This window comes from Nonomuraea sp. NPDC051191 (assembly GCF_044455665.1).
Taxonomy (GTDB): Bacteria; Actinomycetota; Actinomycetes; order Streptosporangiales; family Streptosporangiaceae; genus Nonomuraea.
In genome coordinates this window covers 75,223-99,783 of sequence record NZ_JBITEZ010000022.1, presented here as the reverse complement: position 1 = coordinate 99,783, position 24,561 = coordinate 75,223, and the positions used below count along the sequence as shown (strand labels likewise).

Genomic DNA, 24,561 nt, shown 5'->3' with positions numbered 1-24,561 from the left:
GAAGCAGCAGTCCAGCAGTGTGAAGCCGGGCACGATGCCGAAGAGGTCGTACCGTCAACTTGCCGGGCTGTCATGGGAGAACCGTTCCGGGCGGAAGTCGGCGAGCGTCTCGTCCCTCCTCCCACTGACGATCTCCGACGCGAGCAGCCGGCCGATCACCGGCCCGAGCGTGATGCCGCTGTGGGAGACGGCCTCGTAGTAGCCCGGCACGGAAGGCACCGCTCCCACCGAGGGGTATCCATCGCCCGGGATGGGCCGGTCGACCACCCGTGTCCCGACGATGCGGGAGTCCACGAACCCGGGAACGACGTGCCGCGCCGACTCGTGGAGCAGCCGCTGGAGCGCCGCCGGATCTTCGCCGGTGTCGATGAGCGCGTCGACCTCGCGGCTGTGGAGGACCACCGAAGCGTCTCCGTCAGGACGGATCGCGACGCGGGGCGCGTGCATGGTCCGGCGGATCGGCACCTGAGCACACTCGATCCGGGTGACGAGGCCGGGCTCCCGGCGCATCGGCAGGTGCCGCGCGACGAGCCCGGCGACGTGGGCGGCGCCGGGTCCCGCGGCGTTCACGACGACGTCGACGTCGAGACGGCTGCCGTCGGACAGGGCGACGGTCCGTACGCTGCCGTCGGCGCCGGTGCCGACGTCGTGGACCGTGGTGCCGAACCGGTGCTCGGCGCCGGACGCGACGGCCTGGCCGACCAGGCGGCCGACGAGATGGCGTCCGTGCACCCAGGCCTCGTCGGGAAAGAACACGACCGGAACCTCGTCGGACACCGTGAGCGCGGGTTCGAGGTGGCGGCGTACCTCGGCTCCCGTACGCACCTCGGCCCGGTAGCCCCACCCGGCCAGCAGCCCGGCCGTTTCCAGGAGGCTCGCCTCCGCCGCGGGGTCGTCCGCCCAGCGCAGGTGGCCGTCGGGGTGCCACCATGGGTCAGGCCCGATGATCCCGGCAAGCTCGCGGTACGCCGCCATGCTCGCGACGTTCAGGTCGAAGTAGGGCCTGCTCGCGGTCTTGGCACTGGCGTTGACCCACGAGAACGACCAGTCGGTGACCCCTTCACCCGGCCGGCCCGCGTCGAGGAAGACCACCTTGACGCCGTGCCGTGCCAAACTCCAGCCCACACAGGCTCCGAGAACGCCCACCCCGATGACAGCAACACATCCAGGCCGCTCCACGGTCCGATTCTCTCATGAACGGATGACCTCCGCTCGTCCATGCGATGCCGGGGCCTACCGCACCACTTGATTCAGTCCTGCCAAATGGCGCCGGGGCCGAGCAGCGCCTTGACTTCGCTGTAGAAGGCCGGCTCGGGGGTGACCTGGAAGGGCCGCAGGTTCAGCAGCAGCCCTTTGGCTCCTTGGCGGTGCAGGCGGACGTGGACGGGCGCGCGGCCGGGATGGGTGGACAGGATGTGCTTGAGCTCCAGGACGACGCGTGAGTTCAGGCGGCTCTCGTGAATCGAGAGCACCACGGGTGGCTCGGCGTTCGTGTGTGAGACGTCGAGGATCTTGATGTCCTCGCCGTACACGCTCAGCGTCTCGTCGCGGACGTTGACTCGTCCGCGCACGGAGATCACCCGGTCCTCGGCGAGCGCTTCGCCGTACAGGGTGTAGGTCTTGGGAAAGATGAGGCACTCGACGGCGGCGTCGTGGTCTTCGAGGGTGACGATCGCCCAGGGGCTGCCCTGCTTGGTGATCTTGCGCTGCAGACCGGAGACGATGCCGCTGACGCGGACGGTCGCGTCCTGCCGCCCGGAGGACTGCAGCTCGGCGATGGTGGTGTCGCGGTTGGCGTCCAGGACGTGTTCGGCTCCGTCGAGCGGATGGCTGCTGACGTACAGGCCGAGCATTTCGCGTTCGAAGGCGAGCATGGTGGCGCGGTCCCATTCGCCCTGCGGGATCGCGGTCGAGAACGCGCTGCTCCGGCCGGGCTCGCCGAACAGCGAGTCCTGGCCGTGGGCCTCGTTGCGCTTGAGGTCGACGACCGCGTCGACGGCCTGCTCGTGCACCGCCACCAGGGCCTGGCGGTGATGGCCGAGGCTGTCGAAGGCGCCGGCCTTGGCCAGGGACTCGATGACGCGCTTGTTGCAGACGATGGCGGGGACCTTGGTGAGGAAGTCGTTGAAGTCGGTGTAGGGCCCCTTGGTCTCCCGGGCGGTGACGATCGCGTCCACCACGCCCGTTCCCACGTTGCGGACGGCTCCCAGGCCGAAGCGGATGTCGGCGACGACCGCGGCGAAGTCCTGCCGGCTGGCGTTGACGTCCGGGGGCAGCACCTTGATGCCCGTGCGGCGGCAGTCGGCCAGGTAGACGGCCATCTTGTCCTTGTCGTCGCCGACGGAGGTGAGCAGCGCGGCCAGGTATTCGCACGGGTGGTTGGCCTTGAGGTAGGCGGTCCAGTAGGAGACCATGCCGTAGCCGGCGGTGTGCGACTTGTTGAAGCCGTAGCCGCTGAACGGGACCAGGACGTCCCACACCGCCTTGACGGCCTCCTCGGAGAAGCCCCGCCCGCGCATGCCGGCCGAGAAGCGGTCCCATTCGGCGTCCAGGACCTCCTTCTTCTTCTTGCCCATGGCCCGGCGCAGCATGTCGGCGGCGCCGAGGGAGTAGCCGGCGAGCTGCTGGGCGATGGCCATCACCTGCTCCTGGAAGACCACCAGGTGGTAGGTGTCGCCGAGGATGGGTTCCAACGCCTCCTCCAGCTCGGGGTGGATCGGCTCGACCGGTTGCCTGCCGGTTTTGCGCAGCGCGTAGTTGGTGTGGGCGTTCATCTCCATCGGGCCTGGCCGGTACAGCGCGTTCACCGCGGCGATGTCGGTGAAGGTGGTCGGCTGCATCAGCTTCAGCAGCACCCGCATGCCGCCGCTGTCCAGTTGGAAGACGCCGAGCGTGTCGCCGCGCGCCAGCAGCTCGTACGTCGCGGCGTCGTCGAGCGGGATCTCCAGGATGTCGAGGTCGATGCCCTTGTTGGCGCGGACGTTCGCGATGGCGTCGCCGATGACGGTGAGGTTGCGCAGGCCCAGGAAGTCCATCTTCAGCAGGCCCATCTCCTCGGCCTGGGTGAAGGGGAAGCCGGTGATGACAGGTCCGTTCGTCTTGGGCTTGACCAGGGGGATCACGTCGATGAGCGGCTCGCTGGAGAGGATCACGCCGGCGGCGTGGATGCCGGTTCCCCGGGTGAGGCCCTCGAGGCCGGTGGCGGCGTCGATCACCCTTTTGACGTCGGGGTCCTGCTCGTACATCTGGCGCAGCTCGGCGGCCTCGCCGTGGCGGGGATGGCCGGTGTCGTGGATGGCGGCCAGCGGGATCTCCTTGCCTGCGTCCGCCGCGGGGAAGGCCTTGGTGATGCGGTCGCCCAGGGCGTACGGCAGGCCCAGCACCCGGCAGGAGTCCTTGATGGCGGCTTTGGCCTTGATGGTGCCGAACGTGACGATCTGGCAGACCCGGGCGTCGCCGTATTTGCGGGTGACGTAGTCGATCATCTCGTCCCGTCGGCGGTCGTCGAAGTCGAGGTCGACGTCCGGCATGGAGATGCGTTCGGGGTTGAGGAAGCGTTCGAAGATCAGTTTGTGTTCGATGGGGTCCAGCTGGGTGATGCCCGTGCAATAGGCGACCATCGACCCGGTGGCCGAGCCGCGGCCGGGGCCCAATCCGATGCCGTGCTCGCGGGCGTACCGACAGATGTCGGCGACCACCAGGAAGTAGCCGGGGAATCCCATCATGTCGATGACCGACAGCTCGTAGTCGATCCGGTCCAGCACCTCCTGCGACGGCCGGCCGTCATAGCGGCGGCGCGCCCCCTCCAGGGTCTCCTTGCGCAACCAGCTCGACTCGCTCTCCCCTTCAGGTACGGGGAACCGCGGCGTCAGGTCCCGATGCGCGAACACCTCCTCGTAGTCGCCGACCCGCTCGGCGACCAGCAGCGTGTTGTCGCAGGCGCCCGGCACCTCGGCGTCCCACGTCGCGCGCATCTCCGCGGCGGACTTGACGTAGTAGCCGCTGCCGCTGAAGCGGAAGCGGTCGGTGTCGGCCAGCCGTTTGCCGGTGCCGACGCACAGCAACGCGTCGTGAGCCTGGGCCTGGCTCTCCGTGACGTAGTGGGAGTCGTTGGTGGCCAGCGGCGGCAGGTCGAGCTCCTTGCCGAGTCTCAGCAGGTCGTCGCGGACCCGGCGCTCGATGGCGAGGCCGTGGTCCATCAGCTCCAGGAAGTAGTTGTCCGGGCCGAAGATGTCGCGGTAGCGCGCGGCGGCCTCGACAGCCCGGTCGTACTGGCCGAGCCGGAGCCGGGTCTGGACCTCGCCGGAGGGGCAGCCGGTCGTGGCGATGATGCCCTGCCCGTGCTCGGCGAGCAGTTCATCGTCCATGCGCGGATATTTCTGGACGTGTCCTTCGATCCAGGCCCGGGACTGCAGCCGGAAGAGGTTACGCAGGCCCTGGGAGCCGGCCGCCCACATCGTCATGTGCGTGTACAGACCACGCCCGGAGACGTCCCCGCCCTCGCCGGTGTCGTCATCGGAGCGGCGCAACGAGAGGTCCCCGCTGTAGTACACCGGCTTGCGGTGATGCCTGGAGGCGGGGGCGACGTAAGCCTCGATGCCGATGATCGGCTTGATCCCCGTCTTGCGCGCCTTCTGATGGAACTCGTACGCCCCGTGCACGTTGCCGTGGTCGCTCATCGCCACGGCGGGCATGCCGAGCCGTGTCACCTCCTCCATCAGCAGGCCGACCTTGGCCGCGCCGTCGAGCATGCTGTACTCGGTGTGCACGTGGAGATGCACGAAGGATCCCATCCTCATCCACTCCCCCTGGTTGTAGGCTGCCGCAGAGACCCTGCATTCGACCCGAGAGGAAGCCGGGTTGTCCAACAACCGACACGCCGCCTCGCCACAACCAACGGTGGTTGCACCAGTTGATCTGGACCTCGCGGCGGTCCGCGCCTTCGTCGCCGTCACCGACGAGCGCTACTTCAGCGAGGCCGCCGCCACGCTGGGCATCAGCCAGCAGGCCGTCTCCAAGCGCATCGCGAAACTGGAGGCCGGCCTCGGCGTGCGGCTGCTGTCCCGCACGCGCGTCGGGGCCGAGCCCACCCAGGACGGCCGGGCGTTCCTCAACCACGCGCGCGCCCTCGTCAGCCTTGCCGACCAAGCAGCCGAGCTGCTGCGCAACCGGCGCCGCACACTGCGCGTCGACGTCCTGGACACCCGGCTGGCGTCCATCGACGTGATCCGCGCCTTTCACCGGGTCACCGCGGACGCCGAGATCGACATCACCACCTCCAACGGGCTCCGTTCCGCGCGCGCCGCGCTGGCGAACGGATCCGTGGACGCGGCCTTCGCACGGGCCTGCGGGCCGCTGGGCGACGAACTGGTGTCCACACCCGCCTACCTGGAGCAGGCGCACCTGCTGGTGGGCCGCGACCATCCCCTGGCAGCGCTGCCGCAGGTGGAGACGGCGCAGCTCGCGGGGATGACCATGTGGATGCCGGGCAACGCCGCCGGCAGCGAGTGGGCCGACTTCTGGAACCTCTTCGGCGCCGAGTTCGGCGTCCACATCGACGACTCAGGCCCCGACTTCGGCTGGGAGTACTACGTCGAGGAGATCGCATCGGGTGAGCGCGCCGGGCTCGTCGGGGAGTGGTGCCATCTGCCCAGCCATGCGCGCACCGTGCAGATCCCGGTGGTTGACCCGATCCCCGTCTACCCCTGTTCACTGCTCCGCCGACGGCAGAACGATCACCCGTTGCTGACGCCGCTCGTCCGCTTCGTCAAGGACCGGTTCCGCCCGTTCGACCCGGGACGCCAATGGCTGCCCCTCGCCGATCGCGCCGACTTCGTCGGCACCGGTGCTTAGCCCGGTCCGTCAGGACGCTGTGATCACCGGCACTGTCGATGTGCTCCAGGAGCACGATCCCCTCGACCTCGCTCGGCACAGGCTCGCACGCCGGCGGGCCCGCGTCGGTCGAGATGGTGCGGCCCTCGATGTCGTCGGCGGGGCTGGTCGGCCACGGCACCGCATCGGACGGCCCCTGGCCTGGACGCCGCCGCTGCCGTCTGACCTCAATCCCAGTGGTGAAAGCCTTGGCCGGTCTTGCGTCCCAACTGTCCGTCGGCGACCTTGTCGCGCAGCAGTTGCGGGGGCGCGAACCGGTCCCCGAGCTTGGCGTGCAGGTATTCGGCGATCGCGAGGCGCACGTCGAGCCCGACCAGGTCGGTCGACCGCAGCGGCCCCATCGGGTGGCGGTAGCCGAGTTCCATCGCGTTGTCGATCGCTTCGGCATCGGCGACGCCTTCTTCGAGCATGCGGATCGCTTCGAGGCCCAGCAGGACGCCGAGGCGGCTCGTGGCGAAGCCCGGCGAGTCCCGTACGACGACGTCGGTCTTGTCCAGGCCGCGCACCCAGGCACGGACGCGCTCGACGACGTCGGCGGCCGTCTCGGGCGCGGTGACGACCTCGACCAGCCTGGAGGCCGGGACGGGGTTGAAGAAGTGCGTCCCGAGGAAGCGGGCCGGGCGCTGGAGAGCGGCGCCGAGTTCGGCGATGGACAACGAGCTGGTGTTGCTGGCCAGCACCGTCTGATCGCCGACCGCTCTCTCCGCGCGGGCCAGGACGTCCACCTTGAGTGCCGGCTCTTCCCGCACGGCTTCGACGACCAGCTCGGCGGACGGCGGCAACCCGGCGACGTCGTCGACGACGCGCACCCGCTCCAGTACGAGCTCCGGAGCATGGGGGAGCTTCCCCCGCTCGGCCGCCTTGGCCAGGCCGTCGGCCAGGCGCAGACGTGTCGCCGTGACGTCGCCGGTCTCCACCACGCACACGGCGGCACCCGCGACGGCGAAGACCTGTGCGATTCCGGCGCCCATCCGGCCACCGCCGATCACGCCGACCGTCGTGGGCATTCGCACTGTCGTCACGTTGGTCTCCGTTCCAGGAACTCTGTCATGCGGTGGTGTTTGTCCTCGGTCTCGAACAGGACGGCCTGGGCCAGGTCGTCCGCCAACGGGTGTGCGCCGGGGGCGTCGAGGACCAGCTTGGTCAGCCGCAGCGCCGCGGGCGACCACCCGGTCATCCGGTCCAGCAGCCGATGCGCGGCATGGAGCAGCTCGCCGGTCGGGACGACCTCGGTGACGAGGCCGAACGCGAGGCAGGCTTCGGCGTCCAGTCGTCGGCCGGCCAGCAGGACCTGTTTGGCGACGGAGGTGCCGACCAGTTCGGCCAGCCGCCAGCAGGCGCCGGCTCCGGCGAGGATGCCCAGGCCGGGTTCGGGATTGGCGAACACGGTGGCCGGGGTGGCCAGCCTGAGGTCGCAGGCGTAGGCGAGCTCGGCGCCGCCGCCGATCGCGTAGCCGTCCACCGCGGCGACGGTGGGCATCGGAAGCCGGGCGATGCGGTCGAAGAGCCTGCTGTTGATGCCTTGCAGGGCTTCTTCCCGGCCGCGGGCGCGTAGTTCGGCGATGTCGGCGCCGGCGGCGAACACGCCACCCGCCCCGGTGAGCAGCAGGAGCCGGGGCCGGCGTTCGAGCAGGGCGCAGACGGCGTGCAGTTCCTCGACCATCGCCGCGTTGATCGCGTTGCGGGCGGCCGGACGGTTCAGCGTGACGACGACGCGATCGTCGCGTTCGTCGACGGCGAGGGCGTTCATGCGTGGCCCTGCGCCGCGATGCCGCGGGCGATGAGGTCGTCGGGGTCCAGGCCGAGTTCTTCGAGCAACGCGCGGGTGTGCCGGCCGAGTGCGGGGACATCGCCCATACGCGCTTCGACATCGGTGAACGTCACCGGCGGCAGGAGGGCGTCCACCTGGGCGTGCTCCGTGCCGATCGTGCGCCAGCGGTCGCGGGCGCGCAGCTGGGGGTGATCGACGACCTGGTCGACGTCCTTGAGCTGGGCGGCGGGGATGCCGGCCGCGGCGAGCCGGGCGTCCAACTCGGCCGTGGGCCGGCAGGACGTGCGGGCCGCGATCGCGGCGTCGCACTCGGCGCGGTTGCGCACCCGCAGGACGTTCGTGGCGAAACGCGGGTCGTCGGCGAGCTCGGGGGCGTCCAGGACGGAGGTGACGAGGGTTCGCCAGCCGGCGTCGTTCTGGACGCCGATCAGCATCTGGCCGTCGCGGGTGGGGAACGCGTCGTACGGGGCGATCGAGCTGTGGCTCAGCCCCATCCGCTCCGGCTGTGTCCCGGAGTACATCTGGGTGTAGAGGGCGTAGCCCATCCACTCGACGGTGGCTTCGAACATCGAGACTTCGATCGTCGCGCCCTCGCCGGTGCGTGCGCGGCGTAGCAGCGCCGCGAGCACGGCCTGCGCGCAGTACATGCCACTGGCGATGTCGGCGGTCGGGATGCCGGTCTTCACTGGGGTCTCCGGCGTGCCGGTGATCGCGATGAGCCCGGCCTCGGCCTGGATCAGCATGTCGTACGCCTTGCGCTGTTCCATCGGCCCGCCCGTACCGAACCCGGACAGGTTCACCACGACGAGCTCGGGCCGCCGGGAGCGGAGGTCGCCGAGGCCGAGGCGCTCCACGGCTCCAGGGGCGAGGTTCTGCAGGAAGACGTCGGCCTTCGCGACGAGCCGCCGGACCACGTCGCGTCCCTCCGGGGTCTTGAGGTCGACGGCGATCGACTCCTTGCCGCGGTTGAGCCAGACGAAGTGCGCGCCGGTGCCGTGTACGGCGTGGTCGTAGCGGCGGGCGAAGTCGCCGCCGTCGACGCGTTCGACCTTGATCACGCGCGCGCCGAGGTCGGCGAGGTTGCGGGTGGCCAGCGGTGCGGCGACGGCGTGCTCGATGGCGACGACGGTGAAGCCGTCGAGTGGGCGGGTCATGACCGCTTCCTTCTCTCGGCGCGTACGAGGCCGCCGCCGATGATGAGGCGCTGGATCTCGCTGGTGCCCTCGTACAGGCGCATCAGCCGGACGTCGCGGTAGATGCGCTCGACCGCGACGTCGCGCATGTAGCCGCTGCCGCCGTGGATCTGGACCGCCAGGTCGGCGGCCTTGCCCGCCATCTCGGTGCAGAACAGCTTCGCGGCCGAGGGTGCGATCCGGCGGTCCTCGCCGGTCACGTACAGCCGCGCGGCCTCGCGGGCGACGGCGCGGCCGGCAAGGACGCCGGTCTGCTGGTCGGCGATCATGGCCTGTACGAGCTGGAAGTCCCCGATCGGCGTGCCGCCCTGGGTCGCGGTGGCCGCGTAGGCGACCGATTCGTCCAGTGCCCGCTGCGCGGCGCCGACGGCCAGGCCCGCCATGTGGATCCGGCCCCGGGCCAGCGACGTCATCGCCGCCTTGTACCCGGCTTCCTCGTCCCCGCCGACCAGCGCGTCCGGGCCTACGCGGACCTGCGAGAAGGTGACGTCCGCCGTACGCGAGCCCTCCTGCCCCATCTTGGCGTCCTTCGCGCCGACCTGGATGCCCGGCGCGTCGGCGGGCACGAGGAACACCGCGATGCCCGTACCGGAGTCCGACGCCGGCCGGGTGCGGGCGAACACCACGAACAGGCCGGCCTCGGTGGCGTTGGTGATGAATCGCTTGTCTCCGTCGATGACCCAGCCTTCGCCGTCCGGCGTGGCGGTGGTCCGCAGACCGGCCGGGTTGGAGCCGGCGCCGGGCTCGGTGAGCGCGAAAGAGGCGACGATCTCGCCGGAGGCGATGCCGGGCAGCCATCGGGCCTGCTGCTCGGCGGCGCCGAAGCCGACCAGGACCTGTCCGGCGATGCCGTTGTTCGTGCCGAACATCGACCGCAGCGACAGCGACGTGTATCCCAGCGCCATGGCGACCTCGACGTCCTGGACGAGGTCGAGACCGAGCCCGCCCCACTCCTGCGGGATCGCGTACCCGAACAATCCCATCCGCGCGGCCTGCTCGCGCAGGTCGGCGGGGACGGCGTCGGTGTTCATGATCTCCAGCTCGCGCGGCATGACACGGGCGCGTACGAAGTCCTTGATCTGGGAGAGGACGTCCGCGAAGACGTCGTCGGGCACGTCGGGATTGCCGGTGTACATACGGACTACCGTTCCCCACCGATTGAGACCAGTCCAATACTTGATGAGTCCTGCTCTGATACCTTGAGCGCAAAAATCGCGGCGGGAAGGAGCCGGAGGTGGAGCTGCAGCAGCTGCGGTGCTTCCTGGCCGTGGCCGAGGAGCTGCATTTCGGCCGCGCCGCCGAACGACTGCACGTCGCGCAGCCGCCGTTGAGCCGCACGATCAAGCAGCTGGAGCGGGAACTGGGGACGCGGCTGTTCGATCGCAACACCCGGTCGGTCAGCCTCACCGCGAGCGGGCATGCGCTTCTGGGGCCGGCCAAGGACGTCCTGACGGCTCTGCGGCGCGCGCAGGAGGCGGCGCGTTCCGCCGGTGACGGCGAGGTCGGGCTGGTCCGGATCGCGTTCGCCGGTGTGTCGACCCACCCGCTCGTGGCGCGACTGGCACGAGCGGTACGCTCACGGCGGCCCGGCATCGAACTGGAGCTGTCGAGCCAGAACTTCGCGCAGCCGGCGATGCGCAAGCTGGTCCAGGGTGAGACCGACATCGCCTTCGGCCGATGGGACGTGATCCCCGCCGATGTCGCCGCACAGGTGGTGATGCCGGACTCGCTGGTCGTCGCGCTCCCCGCCACCCATCGGCTCGCCGGCGCCGACCGGCTGGAGGCCGGGCAGCTCGCCGGGGAGCCCTTCGTCTCGCTGCCGCCGCACGACGGAGCCGTGCTGCCCAACCGGTTGCGGCGGCTCGCCCACGCCGCCGGTTTCGTTGCCGACATCGCGCAGGTCGCTCCCGACACCCAGACCGCGCTGGCGCTGGTCAGCGCGGAGGTGGGCTGCCACCTGACCCTGGCCTCGGTGGCACGGAACGTGACCGACCCGCACGTGGTGTTCGTCCCGCTCGACGCGCCGCACGACGTCGACCTGCGCGCGGCCTGGCGGCGTGACGACGGCCGACCGGCGCTGCGCGGCGTACTGACCGAGCTCTTCGAGCTTGAGGACGGTTCCGCATAGCCACGCGATGCGCCTGGTCCATCACGGATGGGCCGTTCTCCTGGTCCGTGCGGCTTCAACGCGATCCCCTCAATGTCCTCGTCGACCTTGTACGGGGCCGATGACGGCTAGTGCGCCGAGGTCGGTGAGATGGGCAGGTTCGGCCGGTAGCCGGTGGCCGGCAGCACCGCATCGACGGGGCCGGGACGGCCAGAGGGTCACCGGGCAGGAGCTCCGGTCAGTGGCCGGCGATGGTGGCCACAGAGTGAGCGGGGTGCGCGAAGACCGTCTCCCGCGATCGTGCCCGACACAAACAGTTGATCAAGGTAACGTCCTCGGCGCGTGCCCACCCGCCGTACTCGCGGCCTTTGAGAGGAAACCGGCGTTCCTGGGCGTTCTGCGAACGTTCATGACCGCATCATGCCGTCGCCGCAGCGAAGGGCGGACGGGCCTCTAGCCTCGCCAAGGTCATTTCACACCTTACAGAGCGGAACATCCCGTGCATTGTCGCCATGCCCTGGCAAGTCTGGCCTTCGTTTCCGTGCTCGCCGCTCCGGCCGCCGCCCACGCCTCGACGACCGGCGGCCCCGGCGTGCTGCCCCAAAAGACCCACTTCGACTTGCAAGCCCACCGCGGTGGCCTCGGCATGACGACCGAGGAGTCACTTGAGGGGTTCACCAAGGCCCTGCGCCTCGGGGTCAGCACCCTTGAGCTGGACACCCATGTGACCAAGGACCTGAAGGTGGTGGTCAACCACGACCGGCAGATCAGCGCCCAGAAGTGCCAGGACACCGCGCCCCTCACCCCTGGGGACCCGATGTTCCCCTACGTCGGCAAGTTCATCAAGGACCTGACCCTGGCCCAGATCAAGACCATGAACTGCGGGTACCGGCAGCTGCCCGGCTTCCCCGAACAGGAGGTGGTCGACGGCTTCCGGATGGTCGAGCTCAAGGACGTGCTGAACCTCGTCAGGGCTCGCCGGGCCAAGCAGGTCAAGCTGAACATCGAGACCAAGGTCGAAGCGGGCGCGCCGCAGCAGACCGCGCCGCGCGAGCTGTTCGTCCGCCGCGTGTTCGAGGAGATCCGCGCCTCGGGCATCGAGGACCAGATCACCATCCAGTCCTTCGACTGGGGCGCGTTGACGGAGATGCACCGGCTCGCGCCGGAATGGCCGCTGGTGGCCCTGACCAACTACGACTTCCTCCAGGTCGGCAAGCCGGGCGCTTCCCCCTGGCTCGGCGGGATCGACGCCGACGACTTCGGCGGCGACTTCGTCAGCGCCGCCGCCAGCATCCCGGGTGTCACCGCCCTGTCCCCGGTGTACGGCTTTCCCCAGAACGGCACGATCAGCGATCCCGCCTTCCGCTTCTACGTCACCGAGAAGATGGTGTCGGACGCGCACGAGCGCGGCCTGAAGGTCATCCCGTGGACGTGCGACGACCCGGCCACCATCGCGGCCCTCATCGACATGGGCATCGACGGCATCATCACCGACTACCCGGACCGGGTCCGGCAGATCATGGCCGAGCGCGGCATGCGCCTGCCCAAGCCCTACGCCAAGTAACCGTCGGCCGCCCTTCAGCGGTCTCTCAAGCACGTGGCTCGCCCGAGGCTTTGTCGGGCCGTCGTGCCGGTCCGCGGCCGGCGTGGAGAATCCCCGCCGGCCGCACCCTCACTCTCCGAATGTCCCGCCGCGGCGTCGATTTCGCAGTAGTTTCAGGAGGTAGGAGAGTCGCTGTCGTAGCGGTAGGACCCCTCTTCCCTTGGAGAGCCGGCGTTGATCTGAGAATTCTCCGGTCGGCCGGCGAGGGCGTGGGGCGGGTCGAGGTCGGCCTGTCCCCGAGCTGCGGCCTTGGCGATCATCGCCTGCATCAGCTGCTCGAACACGCCGTCCAGCGCCCAGGAGCGGAGACGCGTTCGACGTACCGGTGCTGCGAGCCCACGGCGCGCTCATCGTGCATCACCGCACGGGTCACGAAGCCCGGCAAGGACCGACCCTCCGCCATCGAGTACAGGTTCGACGCGATGAGATCAGCCTGGTCGTCAGCCACCCTGAGCTCGGCCACCGCTTCCCAGGTCTCCTGGCACAGGTCGTCAAGGCGCACACGAATCGACATGGATCCTCTCTATCGGATCACTGCGCAGACCGTCATGCGAATATCACCGCGATCAGGCACGGATGTCGGACAGACTGACCTCCCCATTGCCGTACCAGCAGGCCGACGGTCACATGCGCCACAGACGGCTCGCCGGAGCCTTCCGCCGTTCGGCGAGAAGTCGCCCAGCATTCGCTTCCTCCCCATGCATGCCGTCACGCTCCTCTGCGAGCGTGACGAAGGGCCGCAGGTTCACCTGCTCCGCCCCACTTCGTGCGCAAGCTCATGGGCCACCCGAGAACGACGCACCAGGTATTCCAGATGAGAGGTATGTCCCATGTGCCGCACCCATGCACACTCCCACAGCGCACCGGAAGGAACGGCTGCGTTCGCCGACTTGTCCGTCTCAGAGACCGAACTGTCGCCCGCCGACCTCGGTCGGCGCCGCTTTCTGCTGAACAGTGGGCTGCTCGGCATCAGCAGTCTCGGCGTCACCGCTCTGGGAGGGCTGACCACGCGTCCCGCCGCCGCAACCAGCAGAGGCTCCCGCGCGCTCCACTGGCTGGCCGGCGACCATCACGTTCATACGCAGTACAGCTACGACGGCATGTACACCATTGAGCAGCAGGCTGCGGGCGCTCTCAAGCACGGCCTGGACTGGCTGGTCATCACCGACCACGGGCACGCCGCGCACGAGAAGTTCGCGGTCGAGTCCACTTATGCCGACATCGTCACCTCCCGGGCCAAGCACCCTGAGCTGCTGTTGTGGCAAGGGCTCGAATGGAACGTTCCTGGAGGCGAGCACGCCACGGTGTTCTTCGACGGTGCTCGCGATGAGATCCAACTGCTGCGCGCGTTCGAGCGGCTCTTCGACTCCAGGATCAACGGCACCGGCGCCGGCAGCCCGGCGAACGAGGCCAAGGCGCTGGAGGCGCTCGCCTGGCTCGAGACCGCGCTGCGCACGGGTTCGGCGAGTTCCGCGCTGTTCCTGATCAACCACGTGATGCGGCGTGGCAGGTACTCCCCGCGTGACCTGCGCACCTATCGCGACAAGGCGCCGAACATCGCAGTCGGCATGGAGGGCGCGCCGGGCGCCCAGAACGAGCCCAGGGCCCGCGGCGACTTCAACAACACCGCCGACGCCGACTCTTGGGCCGGCTGGCGGCCGGAACACTACCCGACGTACGGCGGCTTCGACTCCATGACCGGAATCCTGGGCGGCATGTGGGACTCGATGCTCGCCGAGGGCAAGGGCTGGTGGATCACTGCCAACTCCGACGGCCACTTCTACAACGGTGACACGATCGTCGAGCCCTCCCGGCCTTCTGACTGGTACGACCAGCACGGTAGATACCCCGATCCCATCGACGGCGGCGTCCCGCTGCGGCACGCCGACTTCTGGCCCGGTCAGTTCAGCCGCACGGTTGTAGGGGCGACCTCACGCAGCCATGGCGCGGTCATGGAGGCGATCAAGGCCGGGCGATCCTGGGTGTCGATGGGCGGCCTCATCGACGGGCTGCACGTCGACGCGCACGCCCCCGGCAACGCCCCGGCCACATTCGGCGGACGGCTGTCGGTGCGGCGCGGCGACGACGTCACCATCACCATTTCCGTCGATCTCGCCGGCCGTCCCAACGCCAATGAAGAGATCCCCCGGCTCGCCCGCCTGGATCTGATCCGCGGTGCGATCACCGGGCCGGCCGCCGACCCCGACGTCTTCACCGCCCCGGACGTGAGTGTGGTCGAGTCGTTCATGCCGAAGGGCAGGGGCCGGGTCGCCCAGTTCCACTACAAGTTCCGCGACGTGCGCGAGCCGTTCTACTTCCGGCTGCGTGGCACCGACGGCAGGCGCAGCGCTCCCGGCGGGATGGAGCCGGCGGCGGACACAGGCCGCAATGAGAACCCCTGGCACGACCTCTGGTGCTACACCAATCCCACCTTCGTGGAACTGACATAGAACGATTCGACGACACCCGCCCCACTCGAAACATGGTTTCGGGTGGGAGCGGGGATTCGCCGTGCGACCAGAGCGACAACGGCGCCTGTCTCGCGCGCCCGGAACACGCCTTCACCGGCATCGCACCCGGCGCCTACGAGCCGCGTCGCCACCGTGAGCAGGCGGCGTACCCCATGCCGGAGCGCCCGCGTCCGGAAGGGCCCGCTAGCATCGGGGTCCCCCGGTCCCGCCTCGCGGATGCCCCACTGCGACGGACGCCCGGCCGACCCGCCACGGAGCGCGCGTGCCCACGATCGACCCCCGACGTCTCCTCATCCTCCGTGCCTTCGTGCTGTCCGACTCTGTCACCGCGACCGCGGCGGCGCTGCACCTGACGCCGTCCGCGGTGTCGCAGCAGCTCGCGGCGCTCGAGCGCGAGGTCGGTCACGCGCTCGTCATACGCTCGGGGCGCAAGCTGGTGCTCACGCCGGCCGGGCGCATCCTCGCCGGGCACGCCGAGGAGATCAGCTCACGACTGAAGATCGCCGAGGCTGACCTGGCCGCGCACGCGGGCGGTGTCCTCGGTCAGCTCCGGATCGGCGCCTTCCCCACGGCGATCAGCTGGTTGGTGGCACCCGCCATCGTCGAGCTGCGCCGTCAGGCCCCGGGTGTCGACGTCACCGTCGTCGACGCGGAGGCACACATGAGCCACCGGATGCTGATGCGGGGCGACATCGACGTGACCGTCAGCATGGAGTACGAGTCCGACCCCGAGCGCGACTCCCCCGACATCGTGAAGTTCCCGCTCTACATCGAGCGGTTCAAGGTCGTCCTCCCCCAGGCGCACCCGCTGGCCGGCGAGGAGGGCATCGGGCTCACCCAGCTCACCGAGGAGGGCTGGATCATGCCCTCGCCCGGTAATCCGTGCCGCACGATGGTGCTGCAGGCGTGCGCGGAGCTCGGCTTCCACCCGCCGATCACCCACGTCTCGGACGACTACCGCGCCGCGCTGGCGCTGGTCGCCGCCGAGGCGGGGATCTGCCTGGCGCCGGAGTCCGCGCTCTACGCCCGCGACGCCGACTGGGTGACGATCCTGCCGACACGCGGCATCGCGCCGCTGCGCAAGGTGATCATGACGACGCGGCGCGACAACCAGGGCCACCCCGTCGTACGCGCGGGGCTGGAGGCGATGCGGGCCGCTGTGTCCGAGCCGGACTCGGAGGTCTATGGCCCGCTCGCGCGGTCCGACACCTTCAGCGTCGAGTGACGGCTCCGGCCGGCGGCGCGTTCTCGCGGAGGAAGGCGTCGACGTGCCGGTGGTACTCCTCCGGCTTGTCGCGGCGCACGCAGTGGTGTGCGCCCTCGATCACGACGACGTCGAAGCCGGGCGCGACGGCCGTGAGGCGCTCACGGGAGTGCTTGTCGACGATGACGTCGCCGGTGCCGGTGACGAGCAGCGCCGGTACGCCGGCCGGGCCGACCGTGATCTGCCGCGCGGTCGGCGTCCAGATCCGGCGCTTCTCGTGGACCCGCTGCTGCATGTAGTCGATGTCGACGGCCTTCATCGCCTCGGCGAGCGGGCGCAGCTCCTGCTCCGCCCAGTGGGGCTTGAGCTCGCGCTGCATGTCCATCAGTTCCTCGACCGACGCCGTGCCGGCGTAGTCGAAGGGGTCCTTGGTGGTCTGCTCGACGCTGAGCCACGGGTTGGGACCGGCCTCCGGCACCCACCACGGCGGGTCCTCCAGCACCACGCCGGCCACGAGGTGCGGGGCGTCGGCGGCGACGAAGGCGGCGATCCGCGCGCCCATGGAGTGTCCGACGACGAGCGTCCTGCGCCCGGTCTCGTCGAGCATGTCCTTGAGGATGTCGATCGCGTCCTGCACCATCACGTCGGTGGACGGAACGCCCTCGTGCTCGGGCAGGCGGCCGGGCGACTTCCCATGGCCCCGCGCGTCCGGTGCCACGATGTGGTAGTCGCCGCCCCAGCGGTCGACGGCGTCGCCGTAGCACGCGCCGGACTCCACGGCGCCGTGGAGGATGAGAATGGCAGGCGCATCTGCTGCGTCCCGCCCATACTCTCGGACGAACAGGTCTGTTCCCACGTGTCCTCATTCACTGCTCTGTCGCACCGGCCCCCGGCCGGCTCACGACGGTTGTCGTTCAATGGATCATGGTCGTGATCGTGGCACGCCTCTTCGGCGTCGCGCAACGCTCCCGCCGGTCAGGTCAGGTCAGCAGCTCAGCCTCCGGTGTCGCCTCGACCAGCGCGCGTGTGCAGGGGTGCCGCGGGGAGCGGAAGATCTCGTCGGACGAGCCGGTCTCGACGATGCGGCCGCGCTGCATGACGGCGACACGGTCGCTGTAGAGCCGGATCACCGCCAGGTCGTGGCTGACGTGGAGGAACGAGATCCCCTGGTCGCGCTGCAGGTCGGCCAGCAGGTTGAGGATCTGGGCACGCACTGACACGTCGAGCGCCGAGGTCGGCTCGTCCGCGATGATCAGATCCGGCTTGAGGGCGAGCGCGCGTGCCACGGCGACGCGCTGGAGCTGCCCGCCGGACGCCTCGTGCGGGTAGCGCCCCAGGTAGTCGGCGCCGAGGCCGACCGACTCCAGCAGCGCGACCAGTTCGGCGGTCGACGTCGTCTCGCCGTGCGCGCGGAAGACGTTCTCCAGCGTCTGCCGCACGGTCTGCAGCGGGTTCAGCGACGCCAGCGGGTCCTGGAAGACCATGGCGACGTTGCGCCGCAGCCGCCGTAGTCCTCGCCGGCCGAGGCGGGCGACGTCCTGCCCGTCCGTACGGACGGTGCCGGACGTCGGCACCACCAGGCCGTTGGCCATCCGCGCCAGCGTGGACTTGCCCGAGCCGGACTCGCCGACCAGGCCGAGCGCCTCGCCCCGCTCGACATGGAGCGAGACGCCGTCCACGGCGAGGAAGCCCTTGCGGCCTCGGCCGAAGCCACCGGCGGTGCGGTACCGCTTGCTGACGTCGGTCATCTCCAGGATCGGCTCGCTCACCGGGCGACCTCCTGCGGTTCGGGGAGACGGTCGAGGTGGCAGGCCGCGAGGTGCACGCCGCCGCCCTCGCCGGCCGGGCGGACGGTGGGCAGCGGTACCTCCGCGACACAGCGTGCGCCGACCTGGTCGGCGAAGCCGCAGCGCGGCGCGAAGGCGCAACCCGGTCCGGCGTCGCGCAGCGACGTGGGCGTGCCGGGGATGGCGCGCAGCCGCGTCCGCTCCCCGCCGATGTCGAGCCGGGCGTCCAGCCGCGGCGTGGCCGCGCGGAGACCGGCGGTGTACGGGTGGGCAGGCTGATCGAAGATGTCGCGGAGGCTGCCGTACTCGGCCTGGCGGCCGGCGTACAGCACGAGGACGTCGTCCGCCGCGCTCGCCACCACCCCGAAGTCGTGGGTGATCAGGAGCATCGCCATGCCGTACTCCTGCTGGAGCCCGCGGAGCAGGGCCAGGATCTGCGCCTGCACCGTCACGTCGAGCGCGGTGGTCGGCTCGTCGGCGATGAGCAGCGCCGGCCGGTTCACCAGGGCCATCGCGATCACCGCGCGTTGCCGCATGCCGCCCGAGAACTCGTGCGGGAAGCGGCGTACGGCCTCCGCGGGCTCGGGGATGCCGACCCGGTCGAGCATCTCGACCGCACGGGCCCGCGCGGCGCGACGGGTGACCGACGGGTCGTGCAGGCGGACCGCCTGGGCGATGTGCGCGCCGATGTCGAGGTACGGGCTGAGCGCGGACATCGAGTCCTGGAACACCATGGCCACGTCGGAGCCGCGGGCCCGGCGCAGCTCGCGCTCGTCGGCGGAGAGCATCTCCCGCCCGGCGACGACGATCCGGCCCCGGGCGCTCGCCCCGCGCGGCAGGAGCCGCATGATCGCCCGGCCGGTGATCGTCTTGCCCGACCCCGACTCGCCGACCACGGCGAGCGTGCGGCCGCCGTCCAGCCTCACGGAGAGGTCCCGCACGACATCGGCGGTGACGCCGCCGCCGGTGAACGAGACGCACAGGTCCTCGACCTGGAGTACGGGGTCAGGCACGGCGGATCCTCGGGTCGAGAAGCGGCATCAGCAGGTCGGCGATCAGATTGCCGACGATGATGAGGAAGGCGGAGAAGAGCGTCACCCCGACGACGATGCTCAGGTCGGACTCGTTCACGCCGGACAGCAGCAGGTCGCCGAGCCCGTGCAGGCTGAACACCTTCTCCGCGATCACCGAGCCGCCCAAGAGCGCGGTGACGTCGAGCGCGAACATCGCCACGACCGGCACCATCACGCCGCGGACGGCGTGCCGGTTCACCCGCCGGGCCGACGCGCCACGCGCGGTCATCGCGACGAGGTGGTCGGCCGAGAGTTCGTTGAGCAGCTGGGTGCGGGTGACCCGGATGTAGCCGGCGGCGAGGATGAACGACAGCACCATCCACGGGCCGATCAGGTGCCAGGCCCAATCCGCCGGTGACTCCGAGAACGGCACGAAGCCGGAGTACGGCAGCGCGTTGAGCATGAAGCCGAAGACCTGGACGACGAGCAGACCGACGAGGAAGGTCGGGACCGACAACCCGAACATCGCGAAGCCGATCGAGAACCGGTCGACGATCCCGCCCTTGCGTATCGCCGACAACGCGCCGAGGCCGATGCCCACGACGAGGCACAGGACGGCCGCGCCCAACGCGAGCGACAACGTGACGGGCAGCCGCTCGGCGATGAGCGTCGTGACGTCGCTGCGGTTCGGGAACGAGTAGCCGAAGCAGGGCGCCTGGCAGTGCACCTGCTGGGTGCCCTCGCCGTACGTACGGCCGGTGAAGAGGCCCTTCACGAACTCGGCGTACTGCCACACCGGGCTCTGGTCGGTCTGCATGTAGGCGCTGACCTTGGCCCGGGTCTCGGGCGGGCACGGCTTGCCGCACATGGCGCGGGCCGGGTCCTTCGAGGCCCCGAAGAACAGGGCTATCGTCACGAAGGCGATCGCGAGGAGCATGAACACCGCGGTGGCCATGCGGCGGGCAATGTAGACGATCATGCAGCATCCTCCATGCGCACGTCGAGGACGTCGCGCAGCGCGTCACCGGCGAGCGTGGCGCCGAAAACGATCAGGAACACCACGGCGCCCGGGAAGAGCATGTACCAGACGTCCGCGCCGCTGTAGATCCACGGCAGCGAGTCCGAAAGCAGTTTGCCGAGGTCGGGAACGTCGCCACGCAGGCCGACGCCGAGGAACGACAGTCCCGCGACCACGCTGACGTTGCCGGGCAGTGACATCGCGAACAGGACGACGACCAGGCCGAAGAGGTGCGGCAGCATCTCCCTGCGGATGATCTGCCAGGGCGCGGCCCCGCTCGCGCGCGCCGCCTCGACGAAGGCGCGGGCGTTGACGGCGCCGGCCTGGGCGCCGATGATCCGGGCCGGGACGGTCCAGCCGAAGAAGGCCAGCACCAGCACGAGGACCAGGCCCCGCGGCATCTCCGGCGGCACGATCGCCATGATCGCGATGACGAACATCAGGCCCGGGAAGCCGAACATGAAGTCGATCACCCGCCCCGCGACGGCGTTGAGCCAGCCGCCGAAGTACCCGATCGCCGTACCGAGGACGGCGGCGAAGGCGATCGACAGGATGCTCGCCCCGAAGGCGATGAACAGCGACGAGCGGATGCCGTAGACGATCTGGGCGAACAGGTCGACACCCGTCACCGGGACGACACCGAGCCAGTGGTCGGCGCTGACGCCACCGAAGGCGCCCAGCGGACGGCCGCCGTCCGGGTCGAGCACGTCGGTGTGCAGGGTGTTCGGGTCCTGCCCCTCCATCCACACGAGCAGCGGGGCACAGAGCCCCGCGACGAGCGGCACGACCAGCATGACCAGGCCGGCGACGCCGGACCGCTTGCGGAGGAAGCGGCCGAGGACCGAGGTGCCCCGGCCCTCCGCCTGCTGGATCTCAGCGATCGACACCGACGACCAACTCGTTCGCGAACGGCGGGTAGGCGGGGATGAAGTAGTTCATGATCTTCGAGCCGGCCAGGGCCTGCGTGCGCTGCACGAGGATCGGCACGACCGGGGCGTCCTCCATGATCTGCCTGTCGATCGCGGCCCACATCTTGGCGGCCTTGTCGAGGTCCGGCTCCGCGATCGCGGCGTCGATCGCGGCGTCCACCTTGGGGTCGGAGAACTTCGAGGCGTTTCCGCCGCCGTTGCCGATCTCGCTCGACGCGAACAGCGGCTGGATGGTGCTCATGCCGCTCGGGAAGTCCGCTCCCCAGCCGTTCGTCGTCAGGTCGTAGTCGCCGTCGGCGGACGAGATGAGCTCGGACCAGGTGTTGGCGTCCAGGCCCTTGAGCTCGACCTTGACGCCGACCCGCACCAGCGAGTTCTTGATGCTCTGGGCTTCCTTCTCCTCGATCGCGCTCACGTCGGTCGGATAGGTCAGCGTGAGCTTCAGGTCGGAGACGCCGGCGGCGGCGAGCAGTTCCTTCGCCTTGCCGACGTCGCCGGTGTCACCGCCGTCGTACAGGTTGTACTCGGTGTAGCCGGGGATGCCGGGCGTCATGATGGTCGAGGCGATCTGGCCGCCGAACTTCGGACCGCCGTACACGCTCTGCACCTCGGCCTTGTTGACCGCGTAGTTGATCGCCTGCCGTACGCGGACGTCGGACAGGCCCGGGCGCTTGACGTTCATGGCGAGGTAGCGGAAGTAGCCCGAGGGGCTGTTGGCCATGCGGTCGGAGATCGACGGGTCGGACTGGATCCGCTGGAACTGCGACGGCGAGATGAGCGCGTTGCTGATCGCGGTCTGGTCCTCGCCCTTGTCGTCGATGAGGCGCTGCACGATCGTGTCGTTGTTCAGGCCCATGTCAAGGACGATCTTGTCCGGGCCGGCGAACCGTACCTGGTCGCTGTCGGCCGTCCAGTTCGGGTTGCGGTCCAGCACCGCCTGCGCCCCCTTGCGGAAGCTCGTCACCTGGTACGGGCCGCTGGCGACCGGGTGCTCGCCGTATGTCTCCGGCTTGGTGTCGGCGGCGGCCGGCACCGGCGCGAAGGCCGGCATGCTGACGATCCACGGCCAGTTGCCGAACGGACGCTTCAGCCGGAAGACGATCTTGTGGTCACCGGCGACCTCGATGGAGTCGAGCTCCTTGCCGTCGTACGGGCCGTCGTAGTCGGTGCCGCCGACCAGCAGCGTCTTGTGGTAGCCGAGGCCACCCTGGAACATCGGCGCGAACGACCGCTCGATGCCGTACTTCACGTCCTGGGCGGTGATGGGGCTGCCGTCGGAGAACTTCAAGCCCTCCTTCAACGTGAAGGTCCACGTCTTGCCGCCGTCGTCCGTCGTACCGGTGTCGGTGGCGAGGTCCGGGACGAGGACCGTGTCCTTGTCGGGGAGGGTCCGCCACGACGTCAGCCCGCGGTGCACCCACCGCAGCCGGCTGGTCGGCACCATCTGCGCGTTGGCGGTCTCGAAGGACTCGGTAGCGCGCCGCGAGAGGTAGTGCAGGGTCCCGCCCTTGGGCACGGACTCCAGCGGCGCCGCGTTCTTGCCCGTCGTCGGCTCTGTGGACTGCGAGGTGGACTGCGAGTTCGCGTTGCAGCCCGCCGTCACGAGGGCCAGGACGAGGGCGAGCCCTGCGGGCACCACTCTCCGGGATCGATTCGCCATAGATCGCGCTTCCTGTGAAGCGGCCCCGATCGGTCGGGTCCGCTGTGGATCTCAGGAAGGGAGTCTGTTGGCGAGCGAGAGCACGCGTCCATCGAGGAGTTCTGCACCGGATCTTTCAGATTTTCTGAAAGATCGCGGGGATCCGCGCGCGCGGCGTCAATGATAGTCCGGCAACCCCGGCGGCCGGAAGACCGCGGCGCACACCCACGGGACCCGGCATGGGGGCTCGCCGGTCGCCGGGCCAGTGAGCACTCCGAATCTCGGCGCCTGGGCTTCCGGCTCGCCGTAGAGGGAGGTCATCCAGATGTGGGTGAGGACCTCGACGAGGGTGTCCTCATCGTTGAAGGGGCCACGTCGAGGGTGGCGAGATAGTGGAGGCGCTCCCCGAGCCAGGTCAGCGCCGCGCCCAGGGCGGCCGGATCCACGTCCGGCGCGGTGGCGCCACCGGCGGTGACGCGCTCGGTGGTGACGCGCTCGGTGGTGACGCGCTCGGTGGTGACAGCCGTGAAGCTCGCCATCTGGTCGTGCCAAGATCCTGACCGCGTTGCAGAGGCGGACGGACGCCGCCGGGAAGATCGGCTGGACGGTGAGGGTGGTCTCCACGACCAGGATCCGGGCGCCGCATGGGGAGGTGTCGATCCAGGTGGGCCTGAGGGCCCTTGTCCGTAGCCACATCTTCTCGATGTGGCCTCGGAGGCGAGGTTCCCGTCGACGCCGCCGCTCCGGATCGCCGACCAAGCGCCGTCACGACGTCGAAGGCGTGGAAGACCGTCCACGCCACTGCCCTCATCGGGGACCGTGCTCATCATGCAGGCCACCCTCGTCCAGCGGGCCGCGAGCCAAGCCCAGCCTGAAAGTCACCCGGGACCGCAGCATGCCGTGCGATTACCGAATCAATAATCCGCTAGGCATCAGGCAAAGTCATGGTGCAGGAGAGCTGGGTGAGCAGCTCCAATTGATCAAAATACAGGCGCAAACTCGCCATGAGCCCGTCTTCCACTGTGCAGACATAACAGCATCGCAACCGGATGGCGCGACCCGTCGCGGAAACCACCTGTCCGTCGGCCAGGACATACGGCCCCCTATGTGTGCCTACCATAAGGAGCTCGTCAACGGTTGTGGATTCACTTTCGAAGGACTCCATGATCACCGCCTGGACGTCGGGGAATGCCGCCCAGAACTCCTCCAGATAGGAGGCCAGCTCGGCATGCCCCTGAGACACTCCTTCAGGGCTGATGGACACCCCAGTCGGGCTGAAGGTGCGAAGTAGCGCCTCCATGTCGTGAGCGTTGAATGCGGCCGTATATCGGTCACGTATCTCGCGGGCAACATTCATGGCACCAGATCCTCCCATCGCTCGATGCCCAACGTAACTACCGATATGCGGTCGACTTGCCAACGCTTGCTAAATCTGCTTACTCGACACGGTAGAATTCTCGGCGTTTCCGTCGGACGCGCTCCGGCATGTGGTCGCCTTCCTCATACCCGTCGTCGCCGCGCGGTGGCTGCTGCCGACGGTCAACGGGGCGCCCGAAGGGTTCCCCGCCACGCTGCCACGGGCGTTCCGGCTTGCCGCGATCGGCCCCCAGTCGGTCTTCTGGACGGCGTTCGGCATGCTGTTCGGCTGGGCGAGCGTTCTCCTTGATCAGGAGTTGCACCGTTGTTCTCACGCTCCCGAAATGTCCTCTCGCCGCGAAGGTTGAGCGATTCTCACCGAAGGTTGAGTCACCACCAGAAGTAGGCCGGAGCCAGTGACCGTACAGTCCCGGCGACGGGCATGAAGATGGTCAGGCCGGGCAGGACGCCGTTACGGCCCCTTGCCGTCATGACGAGTCAAGAGGTTGTGATGGTCATCATTTCGGGATGTCACTGCCGCCGAGGCGTGTCCCTCTGGGGCGTCGGCACAGTCCCTG

Annotated in this window: 21 protein-coding genes; 6 read left to right on the top strand and 15 right to left on the bottom strand. The window is 69.4% G+C overall.

Features of this window, described 5'->3' with window-relative positions:
• Nucleotides 1-54: 54 nt before the first annotated feature.
• Nucleotides 55-1,179: an NAD(P)/FAD-dependent oxidoreductase gene (locus tag ACIA8R_RS45210; protein ID WP_397043940.1), complete on the bottom strand. Its 1,125-nt coding sequence runs from the start codon at nucleotides 1,177-1,179 to the stop codon at nucleotides 55-57.
• Between the two features lie 71 nt (nucleotides 1,180-1,250).
• The gene (gene dnaE / locus ACIA8R_RS45205; RefSeq protein WP_397043938.1) at nucleotides 1,251-4,799 is read right to left on the bottom strand and encodes a DNA polymerase III subunit alpha; all 3,549 of its coding nucleotides are present in this window, start codon (nucleotides 4,797-4,799) and stop codon (nucleotides 1,251-1,253) included.
• A gap of 61 nt (nucleotides 4,800-4,860) precedes the next feature.
• Between dnaE and ACIA8R_RS45200 the strand changes: the two genes are divergently transcribed.
• Complete coding sequence (locus ACIA8R_RS45200; protein WP_397043936.1) at nucleotides 4,861-5,853, top strand: LysR family transcriptional regulator; 993 nt, start codon at nucleotides 4,861-4,863, stop codon at nucleotides 5,851-5,853.
• A 206-nt stretch (nucleotides 5,854-6,059) separates the two neighbouring features.
• Here ACIA8R_RS45200 and ACIA8R_RS45195 read toward each other — a convergent pair whose 3' ends face one another.
• From ACIA8R_RS45195 to ACIA8R_RS45180, 4 genes are read right to left on the bottom strand one after another with little or no spacing between them, the layout of a single operon-like run.
• Nucleotides 6,060-6,899: a 3-hydroxyacyl-CoA dehydrogenase family protein gene (locus tag ACIA8R_RS45195; protein ID WP_397044046.1), complete on the bottom strand. Its 840-nt coding sequence runs from the start codon at nucleotides 6,897-6,899 to the stop codon at nucleotides 6,060-6,062.
• 11 nt (nucleotides 6,900-6,910) lie between these two features.
• Nucleotides 6,911-7,642: an enoyl-CoA hydratase/isomerase family protein gene (locus ACIA8R_RS45190; protein ID WP_397043934.1), complete on the bottom strand. Its 732-nt coding sequence runs from the start codon at nucleotides 7,640-7,642 to the stop codon at nucleotides 6,911-6,913.
• The gene (locus tag ACIA8R_RS45185) at nucleotides 7,639-8,817 is read right to left on the bottom strand and encodes a CaiB/BaiF CoA-transferase family protein (protein ID WP_364100603.1); all 1,179 of its coding nucleotides are present in this window, start codon (nucleotides 8,815-8,817) and stop codon (nucleotides 7,639-7,641) included. Before ACIA8R_RS45185 ends, ACIA8R_RS45190 begins: the two co-directional genes overlap by 4 nt.
• Nucleotides 8,814-9,992, bottom strand: coding sequence for an acyl-CoA dehydrogenase family protein (locus tag ACIA8R_RS45180; RefSeq protein WP_397043932.1), 1,179 nt, complete (start codon nucleotides 9,990-9,992; stop codon nucleotides 8,814-8,816). Before ACIA8R_RS45180 ends, ACIA8R_RS45185 begins: the two co-directional genes overlap by 4 nt.
• Nucleotides 9,993-10,090: 98 nt before the next feature.
• On the opposite strand from ACIA8R_RS45180, the gene ACIA8R_RS45175 reads away from it, so the two are divergent.
• Both ACIA8R_RS45175 and ACIA8R_RS45170 read left to right on the top strand, forming a co-directional pair.
• Nucleotides 10,091-10,984: a LysR substrate-binding domain-containing protein gene (locus tag ACIA8R_RS45175; RefSeq protein WP_397043930.1), complete on the top strand. Its 894-nt coding sequence runs from the start codon at nucleotides 10,091-10,093 to the stop codon at nucleotides 10,982-10,984.
• 520 nt (nucleotides 10,985-11,504) lie between these two features.
• Nucleotides 11,505-12,527, top strand: a complete 1,023-nt coding sequence (locus ACIA8R_RS45170; protein ID WP_364100594.1) for a glycerophosphodiester phosphodiesterase family protein — start codon at nucleotides 11,505-11,507, stop codon at nucleotides 12,525-12,527.
• Nucleotides 12,528-12,834: 307 nt separating this feature from the next.
• Here the strand turns inward: ACIA8R_RS45170 and ACIA8R_RS45165 are convergent, their stop codons facing one another.
• Nucleotides 12,835-13,080, bottom strand: coding sequence for a hypothetical protein (locus tag ACIA8R_RS45165; RefSeq protein ID WP_364100591.1), 246 nt, complete (start codon nucleotides 13,078-13,080; stop codon nucleotides 12,835-12,837).
• A 376-nt stretch (nucleotides 13,081-13,456) separates the two neighbouring features.
• On the opposite strand from ACIA8R_RS45165, the gene ACIA8R_RS45160 reads away from it, so the two are divergent.
• Together ACIA8R_RS45160 and ACIA8R_RS45155 are read left to right on the top strand one after the other, a co-directional pair.
• Entirely contained in the window at nucleotides 13,457-15,016 is a 1,560-nt protein-coding gene (locus ACIA8R_RS45160) for a PHP domain-containing protein (RefSeq protein WP_397043928.1), read from the top strand.
• 283 nt (nucleotides 15,017-15,299) lie between these two features.
• Nucleotides 15,300-16,262 (top strand): LysR family transcriptional regulator, encoded by a 963-nt coding sequence (locus ACIA8R_RS45155; RefSeq protein ID WP_357710164.1) that lies wholly within the window; start codon nucleotides 15,300-15,302, stop codon nucleotides 16,260-16,262.
• Here ACIA8R_RS45155 and ACIA8R_RS45150 read toward each other — a convergent pair.
• The 8 genes from ACIA8R_RS45150 to ACIA8R_RS45115 all read right to left on the bottom strand — a co-directional run bounded on the left by ACIA8R_RS45150 (nucleotide 16,249) and on the right by ACIA8R_RS45115 (nucleotide 23,984).
• Nucleotides 16,249-17,097, bottom strand: coding sequence for an alpha/beta fold hydrolase (locus ACIA8R_RS45150; RefSeq protein ID WP_357710161.1), 849 nt, complete (start codon nucleotides 17,095-17,097; stop codon nucleotides 16,249-16,251). The genes ACIA8R_RS45155 and ACIA8R_RS45150 overlap by 14 nt on opposite strands.
• Before the next feature lie 124 nt (nucleotides 17,098-17,221).
• Nucleotides 17,222-18,010 carry an ATP-binding cassette domain-containing protein gene (locus ACIA8R_RS45145; RefSeq protein ID WP_357710159.1) on the bottom strand — a complete coding sequence of 263 codons (789 nt, stop codon included), beginning with the start codon at nucleotides 18,008-18,010 and terminating at the stop codon, nucleotides 17,222-17,224.
• A complete protein-coding gene (locus tag ACIA8R_RS45140) occupies nucleotides 18,007-19,041 on the bottom strand; it encodes an ABC transporter ATP-binding protein (protein WP_364100583.1) in 1,035 nt (344 codons plus the stop codon). Before ACIA8R_RS45140 ends, ACIA8R_RS45145 begins: the two co-directional genes overlap by 4 nt.
• The gene (locus ACIA8R_RS45135; RefSeq protein WP_357710154.1) at nucleotides 19,034-20,020 is read right to left on the bottom strand and encodes an ABC transporter permease; all 987 of its coding nucleotides are present in this window, start codon (nucleotides 20,018-20,020) and stop codon (nucleotides 19,034-19,036) included. The genes ACIA8R_RS45140 and ACIA8R_RS45135 overlap by 8 nt, the downstream gene beginning before the upstream one ends.
• Nucleotides 20,017-20,946, bottom strand: coding sequence for an ABC transporter permease (locus ACIA8R_RS45130; protein ID WP_357710152.1), 930 nt, complete (start codon nucleotides 20,944-20,946; stop codon nucleotides 20,017-20,019). The genes ACIA8R_RS45135 and ACIA8R_RS45130 overlap by 4 nt, the downstream gene beginning before the upstream one ends.
• Nucleotides 20,933-22,648, bottom strand: coding sequence for an ABC transporter substrate-binding protein (locus ACIA8R_RS45125; protein WP_397043924.1), 1,716 nt, complete (start codon nucleotides 22,646-22,648; stop codon nucleotides 20,933-20,935). Before ACIA8R_RS45125 ends, ACIA8R_RS45130 begins: the two co-directional genes overlap by 14 nt.
• A gap of 296 nt (nucleotides 22,649-22,944) precedes the next feature.
• Complete coding sequence (locus tag ACIA8R_RS45120; RefSeq protein WP_397043922.1) at nucleotides 22,945-23,166, bottom strand: hypothetical protein; 222 nt, start codon at nucleotides 23,164-23,166, stop codon at nucleotides 22,945-22,947.
• 386 nt (nucleotides 23,167-23,552) lie between these two features.
• The gene (locus ACIA8R_RS45115) at nucleotides 23,553-23,984 is read right to left on the bottom strand and encodes an ester cyclase (RefSeq protein ID WP_397043920.1); all 432 of its coding nucleotides are present in this window, start codon (nucleotides 23,982-23,984) and stop codon (nucleotides 23,553-23,555) included.
• Nucleotides 23,985-24,114: 130 nt separating this feature from the next.
• On the opposite strand from ACIA8R_RS45115, the gene ACIA8R_RS45110 reads away from it, so the two are divergent.
• A complete protein-coding gene (locus tag ACIA8R_RS45110) occupies nucleotides 24,115-24,351 on the top strand; it encodes a CbtA family protein (protein WP_397043918.1) in 237 nt (78 codons plus the stop codon).
• Nucleotides 24,352-24,561: the final 210 nt, after the last annotated feature.